Here is an 8673-nt window from a genome sequence, read left to right on the forward strand (position 1 = left end):
GGGCGGGACGGCCGGCCTGCGTCCCGGCGGACCGCTTCCTCCCCGTACGGTGCCGGGTGGGCTCACGAGCGTGTGCGGAGGCGCACCCGGCCGCCTTCGGCCCCGGTGCGGAAGGACCCGGCGGTCCCCGGGCCCTGAACGGCGGACCGGGTCCCTCGCGGAAACCACATGAGGACACCCGGGCCGGCCCGCCGCACCGTGGGGTGCGGCAGCGGTGCCGCGCGGCCGCGCGGTGCCGCGCGGCCGTCCCGCAGGACCCTGATGAGCCCGCGGTCGCGGGGGAAACTGTCCGGCGGCGGGGAGGTGGTGTCCCGGCCGCGCAGCACGGCCCCGGCCTGCTCCACGGCGTCCCGGACGGTGCCCGCGGTGGTGCGCAGGGTGCGCTCGTGGCCGTCGGCGGCCACCGTGACGGTCCGCTCGGTCCGCACTTCCAGGACGAGCCCGGAGCGCGGGATGCCGGCCCAGTGCGGCACGGAGAGATACGCGCCCTCCGCGGGCACCCGGAGTTCGCGCAGCGCGCCCTTGACGGTGTCGGCGGTGGTCCAGTGGGCGCGGCGCTCGGAGTCGACGGTGAGGTCCAGCGGCTTGCCCCGGCGGACGGCGATCCGGTCGCCGTGCGCGAGAGGGCGCCCGGGCACGGGGTTCACGGCATCGTGCGGGCCGAGGCGCACGCCCTCGTCGTCGAGCAGTTCACCGGTGTCACCGGCGAAGGTGTGCAGGGTGCGCTGCCGGCCGTCGACGCTCAGCCGGACGGCCTTGTCGTGGGCCAGGAACGCCCAGGTACCGCCCGCCAGCGCGACCACGACGAGGGCCTGCGGGAGCAGCCTGCGCAGCCGCTCCGGGTGCGCAGGCCGGCGCGCTCGCCGCGCCGCCCGGCGTGCCCCGCCCCGGCCGGTACCTGCCCGGGCCGGCGGCCCCGGCTCTGCGGCGCCGGCCGGCCGGGCCCGCGCGGGGAGGGACGGCGGGACGGGCACGGGCGCGGGCGCGGGGAACGGCGCGGCGGGCGGCGAGCCCGCCGGGGGGAGCGGTGCGTGGTGGACCGGTGACGGCTGCGGCCCCGGCACGGGAACCGGAGCCGCGTGTGCGACCGGCGGGGGGTCCGGTGCCGGGACCGGTGGGAGGGCCGACCAACTCGCGCCGCCGCCGTACGGGTTGGCGGGGGCCCGGCGGGTTCCCGGCGCCGCCCGCAGATCGCGCGGTTCGGTACGGGCGCTGGACGGGTCGTACGGGGGGTGGGTGTACGGGCCGTGCGACTCGGGAAGCGTGTCGCCCTCCCGGCGGGGCACGGGCGGCGGGCCACCGTAACCGTCGCGGGCCGGGGGGTGGGCGCTGATCCCGTGCGGGACGTGGTGAACGCCGTACGGCGCCGGTGTCCGGGGGGGGTACGGCGGCGGAGGTGAAGGCGGCGGGAGGGAGCACGCGGACGGCGCGGAGGGAGAGGACGGCGCGGAGGGAGAGGACGGCGCGGACGGAGAGGACGGCGCGGACGGAGGGGACGGCGGGCGCTGATGCGCGCTCCGGGGCACGGACCGCTCCGGCGGCCGGACCGACGGCGGCTGCCCGGTCGGGTGCGGAGGCGCGCACACGGGCGGAGGCGGGCACACGGGCGGAGGCGGGGCTGCGGGCGGAGGCGGGGTTACGGGCCGGGGCCCGGCCGGGCCCCCCGCCGACGCCGCTCCCGGCCGTACTCCCGGTGCCGCCGCCGGTGCGTCCGCCCGAGCCGGTGCGGCCGCCGCCCGGGGTGTCCCCACAGGTGCTCCGGCGCCGCCGGCCCCGGCCCCGGCCCCGGGTGCGGAGCCGTTCCCCGTCCCACTGCCGTCGGCCGGTCCGCGGCCGGAACGGTGCTCCCCCCGGTGGCCCCTCTGATGTGTGCTCACAACGCTCCACTGTCCGGCGGTCGGAGGCGGACTGTAGCGGAGCGGCTGTCACTCTCCAAAGTCGTATGACTACCCACCGTGCGAAAACGGTGCCCGCGTGGGTCTCCGGACCCGGCCGGGCTCCCGGCGGAGGGGAAACCTCCCCGGCCCGCGCCCGCCTCAGTAGCCGAAGGCGCGCGCCGTGTTGGCCGCGACCGCCTCCGCGAGCACGTCCTCCGTGACCCCCTTGACCTCAGCCATGGCCCGCAGCGTCAGCGGAACGAGGTAGGGGGCGTTGGGCCGTCCGCGGTACGGGGCCGGGGTGAGGAACGGGGCGTCCGTCTCCACGAGCAGCAGCTCGACGGGCGCGACGGCGAGCGCGTCGCGCAGCGGCTGCGCGTTCTTGAACGTGACGTTGCCCGCGAAGGACATCAGGTAGCCCTTGTCCGCGCACACCTTGGCCATCTCCGCGTCACCGGAGAAGCAGTGGAAGACGACCGTGCCGGGCGCGCCCTCCTCGTCGAGCACCCGCAGCACGTCCCGGTGCGCCTCACGGTCGTGGATGACGAGCGCCTTGCCGTGCCGCTTGGCGATGCCGATGTGCCGGCGGAACGACCGCTCCTGCGCCGCCATCCCCTCCGGCCCCGTGCGGAAGTAGTCCAGACCGGTTTCTCCGACACCCCGCACCTGCGGCAGCCCGGCGAGTGCGTCGATCTCCGCGAGGGCGGCGTCGAGCGCCGTCTCACCCCCGGGCTCGCGGGCGCCCTGCCGGGACCAGCCGTCGGGGTCACCGAGGACGATGCGCGGCGCCTCGTTGGGGTGGAGGGCCACGGTCGCCCAGACGTTCTCGTGCGCGGCCGCCGTCTCCGCCGCCCAGCGGGAGCCGGCGATGTCGCAGCCGACCTGCACCACGGTGGTGACGCCCACCGACGCCGCCTTCGCGAGGGCGTCGCCGACCGTGCCGGACTGCATGTCCAGATGCGTGTGCGCGTCGGCGACCGGCACCCGCAGCGGCTCCGGCAGCGGCGGCGGCGCGTTCTTGCCGGCCTTCCCGGAGCTTCCGCCCGCGCTTCCGGCCCCGCCGTCGCCGCTGCTCCTCCGGCTTCCGCCGCCCGCCGGTCCGCCAGGTGATGTCGCTGCCGCCATACCGGCGAGTCTACGGGCCGCGCCGGCGGGGCCCGGGCACGCCCGGTGCCCGCTCAGCCGCCCCGCGCAGCGCCCTCCGCCGCGTTCGTGCCGGCGTCCCTGGCGGCGTTCTTGGCCGCCACCACCGCGTCGAACACCTCGCGCTTGGGCAGACCCGCCTCCGCGGCGACCGCCGCGATGGCCTCCTTGCGCCGCTCACCGGCGTCCTCGCGCACCGCCACCCGGCGCACCAGTTCCGCGGGATCCAGCTCGGCCGGGCCCTTTTCCGGCGCGCCCTCCACGACCACGGTGATCTCGCCCCGGACGCCGTCGGCCGCCCAGGCCGCCAGCTCGGCCAGCGGCCCGCGCCGCACCTCCTCGTAGGTCTTGGTCAGCTCCCGGCAGACGGCCGCACGCCGCTCCCCGCCGAAGACCTCGGCCATCGCGGCCAGGGTGTCGTCCAGCCGGTGCGGTGCCTCGAAGTAGACGAGGGTGCGCCGCTCGTCCGCCACCTCCCGCAGCCTGCCCAGCCGCTCCCCCGCCTTGCGCGGCAGGAAGCCCTCGAAGCAGAAGCGGTCGACCGGCAGCCCCGACAGCGCCAGCGCCGTGAGCACGGCGGACGGCCCCGGCACCGCCGTCACCCCGATCCCCCGTTCCACCGCGGCGGCGACGAGCCGGTAGCCGGGGTCCGACACCGACGGCATCCCGGCATCGGTCACGAGCAGCACCCGCGCGCCCCCGGCCAGCGCCTCCACCAACTCGGGCGTCCGGGCCGCCTCGTTGCCCTCGAAGTACGACACGACCCGCCCGCGGGTCTGCACCCCCAGCGCCTGGGTGAGCCGCCGCAGCCGCCGGGTGTCCTCCGCGGCCACCACGTCGGCCGCGGCCAGTTCCTCCGCCAGCCGCGGCGGCGCGTCCGCGATGGCGCCGATGGGCGTCCCTGCCAGTACGAGCGTTCCAGTCACCCGGCCATCCTCGCAGCTCCGGAAGGTCCGGCCGCCGCCCGCGGGCACGGCTCCCGGCCGGCCGCCGACGGCGGCCGTCACCCGGCCGGCGGCCGCGTTCCCTACGATGGCGCGGTGACCAGTGACACCGCCACCGGCTCCCGGTACGAGCACGAGCTCGGCGAGCAGCCCTCCGGGGCGTCGGTTCCGGGTGCCCGCCCGACCCCCTGGCAGCTGCGGCTGCGCCGCTACGGCCATGTGGAACAGCGGCCCCGGGTCCCGCTGCGCGAACGGCTGGTTCCCCCGTACCGCTCCGCGGGGACCCGGATCTGGACCCTCCTCGGTGTGGACCCGTACACCGCCGAGAAGCTGGTGCGGTGGTCGGCGTGGGCGGGTCCGCTGCTGGTCGCGCTGCTCGCGGGACTGCTGCGCTTCTGGCAACTGGGCAGCCCGCACGGGGTGATATTCGACGAGACGTACTACGCCAAGGACGCCTGGTCGCTCCTCCAGCTCGGCTACGAGGGCAGTTGGCCGAAGAAGGCCGACGCGGCAATCCTGCGCGACCCGCAGAGCATCCTCCTCAACCCCGAACACAGCTATGTCGTGCACCCGCCCATCGGCAAGTGGACGATCGCCCTCGGTGAGGCTCTGTTCGGGCTCCACCCCGTGGGCTGGCGGTTCATGCCGGCCGTTCTCGGCACGCTGTCCGTGCTGATGGTGTGCCGCATCGGACGCCGGCTGTTCCGTTCCACCGCGCTCGGCTGTCTCGCGGGTGCGCTGCTGGCCGTGGACGGGCTGCACTTCGTCATGAGCCGGACGGCGCTGCTCGACCTGGTGGTGATGTTCTGGGTGCTGGCCGCTTTCGGTGCTCTGCTCATCGACCGCGACAAGGCCCGCGCCCGGCTGGCGGACGCCCTCGCGGGCACGAAGGGCAAGAACGCGAAGAGCACGAAGGACACGAACGGCGCGGAAGCCGGCGGAGGGGACGGCGCCGCGGAGGAAGCCGATCCCATCCGGCCGGACGCCCTCGTCGGTGACCGGCTGGGGCTCGGGCCGCGGCCGTGGCGGCTGGCCGCCGGGCTCTTCCTCGGCCTGGCCTGCGCCACGAAGTGGAACGGCCTCTACATCCTGGCGGTCTTCGGCCTGCTGACCGTCCTCTGGGACGCGGCCGCGCGCCGCACGGCCGGCGCCCGCCGCCCGTACCGGTCGATGCTGCGCCGCGACGCGGGCCCGGCGTTCCTGTCGATCGTGCCGGTCGCGGTGGTGACGTACATCGCCTCCTGGGCGGGCTGGTTCCTCACCCGCGGCGGCTACTTCCGCGACTGGGCCGAGGGCCGCCGGGGTCTCTCACCCGACTCCGTCTCCCTGGCGGGCGTGCGGATCCCGCTGCCGCAGACCGACATGACGTGGGTGCCGGAGCCGCTGCGCAGCCTGTGGCACTACCAGTCGGAGGTCTACAACTTCCACGTCGGACTGACCACTCCGCACACCTACGAGTCGAACCCCTGGTCCTGGCTCGTCCTCGGCCGTCCCGTCTCGTTCTTCTACGAGTCGCCGCAGCCCGGCGAGGACGGCTGCCCCGTCGACACGGCCGACAAGTGCGCCCGGGAAGTGCTGGCCCTGGGTACGCCGGTGCTGTGGTGGGCCGCGTGCTTCGCCGTGCTGTACCTGGTCTACCGCTGGGGTTTCCGGCGCGACTGGCGCGCCGGCGCGATCCTCTGCGGCCTCGCGGGCGGCTGGCTGCCCTGGTTCCTCTACCAGGAGCGGACCATCTTCCTCTTCTACGCGGTCGTCTTCGTTCCGTTCCTCTGCCTCGCGGTGGCGATGATGATCGGCGCGCTCCTGGGGCCGCCGGGCTCCTCGGAACAGCGGCGCGTCCTGGGAACCGTGGGCGCCGGAGTGCTCGTCCTGCTCATCGTGTGGAACTTCATCTACTTCTTCCCCCTGCACACGGGACAGCCGATTCCGCTCTCCGACTGGCGGGACCGCATGTGGCTGGACACCTGGGTGTGACGTCGGAGGGATGCCGTAGAGTGCGCCGCACTGTGTCCCGGCACGGAATGCCGAGCCTTGCCCGAAGTACGAACTGCGAAGTGTCTGTGGGGGTTTCTCCGATGCGCAGTGGCGCGAAGGCCGCCGTCATCGGCGGTGTGTTCACCGCGATGGTGGGGGCCGCGGGATACGGCGTGTACGGCCTGACGTCCGGCGACGCCGGCGGGGACGGCGGCACGACGACCACAGCCGCCGGGCCGGAGGTGAAGACCGGCCCGCCCAGCGCGGAGGAGATACGCGAGGCCTCCGAGGGATTCCTCACCGCTTGGGCCGCCGGTGAGCCGGAGAAGGCCGCGGAGTTCACGGACGACAGCACGGCCGCCGCCGCGGCCCTGACCGGCTACCGCGACGACGCGGCCGTCGAGAAGGTCACCCTGCGGTCCGGCGCGGCCACCGGCGCGGAGGTCCCGTTCGGGGTCACGGCGCAGGTGGTGCACGGGAAGGAGCGGGCGACCGTCTCCTACGACTCCTCGCTGACCGTCACACGGGACAAGACCACCGGCAAGGCGCTGGTCCGCTGGGAGCCGTCCGTCGTCCACCCGGAGCTCGGGGAGGGCGACACCCTCGTCACCGGCGAGTCCAAGGCTCCACCGATCAAGGCCCTCGACCGCGACGGCGAGGAGCTGACCAAGGAGGACCACCCCCAGCTCGCCGGGGTGCTGGCCAGCTTGCGCGAACGATACGGCGACAAGGCCGGCGGCAAGCCCGGCGTCGAGCTGGCCGTACAGCGCGAGAAGGGCGACGAGCAGCCCGACAAGACGCTGAAGGTCCTGGCCGAGGGCGTACCGGGCGAGCTGCGGACGACCATCGACGCCGGCCTCCAGAGCGCCGCCGAGAAGGCGGTGGCCAACCGCTCCAAGGCGGCGGCCGTGGCGGTCAAGCCCAGCACCGGTGAGATCCTGGCGATCGCCAACTCCCCGGCGGACGGCTTCAACGTCGCGCTGCGGGGTTCGCTGGCGCCCGGCTCCACGATGAAGGTCGTGACCTCCGCGATGCTGCTGGAGAAGGGCCTGGCGTCCCCGTCGAAGGAACACCCGTGCCCCAAGTACTCCTCGTACGGCGGCTGGAAGTTCCAGAACCTCGACAAGTTCGAGATCAAGGGCGGCACCTTCGCGCAGAGTTTCGCCGCCTCCTGCAACACGGCCTTCATCTCACAGGCCCAGGAACTGTCCGGTGACGACCTCGGCAAGACGGCCCGGGATCTCTTCGGCATCGGTCTCGACTGGCAGACCGGCGTGGTGACCTTCGACGGCGCCGTGCCCACCATGAAGGACGCACCGATGGCCGCCTCTCTCATCGGCCAGGGCGGCGTCCGGATGAACCCGCTGACCATGGCGTCCGTCTCGGCGACGGTGAAGTCGGGGGTCTTCCGGCAGCCGGTGCTCGTCCCGGTGTCGGTCGACAACCGGACGATCGCCAAGGCACCGCGCACCATGTCGGCCGGCACGGCGGACGCGCTGCGCGGCCTGATGCGGCTCACCGCGACCTCCGGCACGGCGGCGGAGGCCATGGCGGGGCTCGGCGGTGACATCGGGGGGAAGACCGGTTCGGCGGAGGTCGACGGCCAGAAGAAGCCCAACGGCTGGTTCACGGCGTACCGGAACGACGTCGCGGCGGCGGCGGTCGTCCCGGCGGCGGGCCACGGCGGCAAGACGGCGGGGCCGATCGTCGCCGAGATCCTCCGCGCCGGCGGCTGACCTCCGGAGCGGACCGCTGGGGGCACCGTCCACGACGGCGTATGCCCTGTGCGGCCGCGGGCCCGACTCGCGCGCCGCTCACAGCCGTAGCGGCCCTGGACCGGGAGATGCCGGGGATGAGAGCTACTGCGGAGTGTGCGTGCTGTCGCGCGCAGACTCGTTCTCGAAATCCGTTGGTCCGGTGACGGGCTGAGGTTACGGCGCCGGGGGGGCGGCGCGGTGGTGGTGGCGGATACGTCGCGGACTGCGGACGTCCTCCTGCCCGGGGTGACGGCATCCGTGTCGGGGGTTGGCCCGGGGTCGGTCGTCTGTCCGGGGCCTGACGTGCCCGGGGACGGTGGGAAAAGATGGCATGGCTGGTGTCGGTGGGGGTGCGCGGAAGCACACGCGCGCCAGTGCTCGTCGGCTGTCCCGCCGTCGTGGCGGGCTGTCGGTGGTGACGCTTGTGGTGGACGGCGGGGCTTCGCTTCTCCGCTCTCGACGGAGGCCGCTCGGAGCACCGGCAGCGGATCGCGCACCATGACACCGTGGCCTGTCCGCCGCCGGTGTCCGTGCCGGCACGGAGGTGCGCACCTGGACTGCATCTCGCACTGCCTCCCGGGTGGGCCATGACCCGGCCTCCATTGAGGCAGCGCCCCACCAGCGTTCCAGTGACACGGACCGAAGGCCGCGCGGCGGTGCCTTGCCCCCCTGCGTCGCCCGGCGGGACACCCGTCCCTGCCGGGGTGGCAGACGAGCGCCCGGGCATGGGTGGGGGGCCCTCCGCGCGGTGACCGGCTGCCGGTTATCCGGTGGGGGTGTGGGGTGGGGTGGTGTAGGTGTGGCCGGTGGGTGCGGTCCAGTGGACCTCGCCGGTGTCGGGGTCGCGGTGGGCTTGCCATCGGGTGCGGTGTTTCAGTAGGTGGTGGCGTCGGCACAGGGGGATGAGGTTGCCGGGCTCGGTGGCTCCGCCCGCCGCCGGGTTGTGGTGGTTGAAGGGCTGGATGTGGTCCAGGTCGC

At 74.7% G+C, this 8673-nt stretch carries 6 protein-coding genes; 2 read left to right on the forward strand and 4 right to left on the reverse strand.

The window, feature by feature from the left end; all coding sequences use genetic code 11:
• Positions 1–62: 62 nt before the first annotated feature.
• The 3 genes from KBZ10_RS29690 to rsmI form a co-directional block, all read right to left on the reverse strand.
• On the reverse strand, positions 63–803 hold the full coding sequence (locus KBZ10_RS29690) for a ubiquitin-like domain-containing protein (protein ID WP_374223402.1): 741 nt from the start codon (positions 801–803) through the stop codon (positions 63–65).
• A 1233-nt stretch (positions 804–2036) separates the two neighbouring features.
• Entirely contained in the window at positions 2037–3002 is a 966-nt protein-coding gene (locus KBZ10_RS22755) for a TatD family hydrolase (RefSeq protein WP_210989559.1), read from the reverse strand.
• A gap of 53 nt (positions 3003–3055) precedes the next feature.
• A complete protein-coding gene (rsmI, locus tag KBZ10_RS22760) occupies positions 3056–3946 on the reverse strand; it encodes a 16S rRNA (cytidine(1402)-2'-O)-methyltransferase (RefSeq protein ID WP_210989560.1) in 891 nt (296 codons plus the stop codon).
• 114 nt (positions 3947–4060) lie between these two features.
• Between rsmI and KBZ10_RS22765 the strand changes: the two genes are divergently transcribed.
• Positions 4061–5938, forward strand: coding sequence for a dolichyl-phosphate-mannose--protein mannosyltransferase (locus KBZ10_RS22765; protein ID WP_210989561.1), 1878 nt, complete (start codon positions 4061–4063; stop codon positions 5936–5938).
• 101 nt (positions 5939–6039) lie between these two features.
• Positions 6040–7674, forward strand: a complete 1635-nt coding sequence (locus KBZ10_RS22770; protein WP_210989562.1) for a penicillin-binding transpeptidase domain-containing protein — start codon at positions 6040–6042, stop codon at positions 7672–7674.
• A gap of 784 nt (positions 7675–8458) precedes the next feature.
• On the opposite strand, the gene KBZ10_RS22775 is transcribed toward KBZ10_RS22770, so the two are convergent.
• Positions 8459–8673, reverse strand: a 215-nt coding sequence (locus KBZ10_RS22775; protein ID WP_210989563.1) for an HNH endonuclease signature motif containing protein, incomplete at its 5' end; no start/stop codon positions are given.

The organism is Streptomyces sp. F63 (assembly GCF_018070345.1).
In the GTDB taxonomy this organism is placed as follows: domain Bacteria; phylum Actinomycetota; class Actinomycetes; order Streptomycetales; family Streptomycetaceae; genus Streptomyces.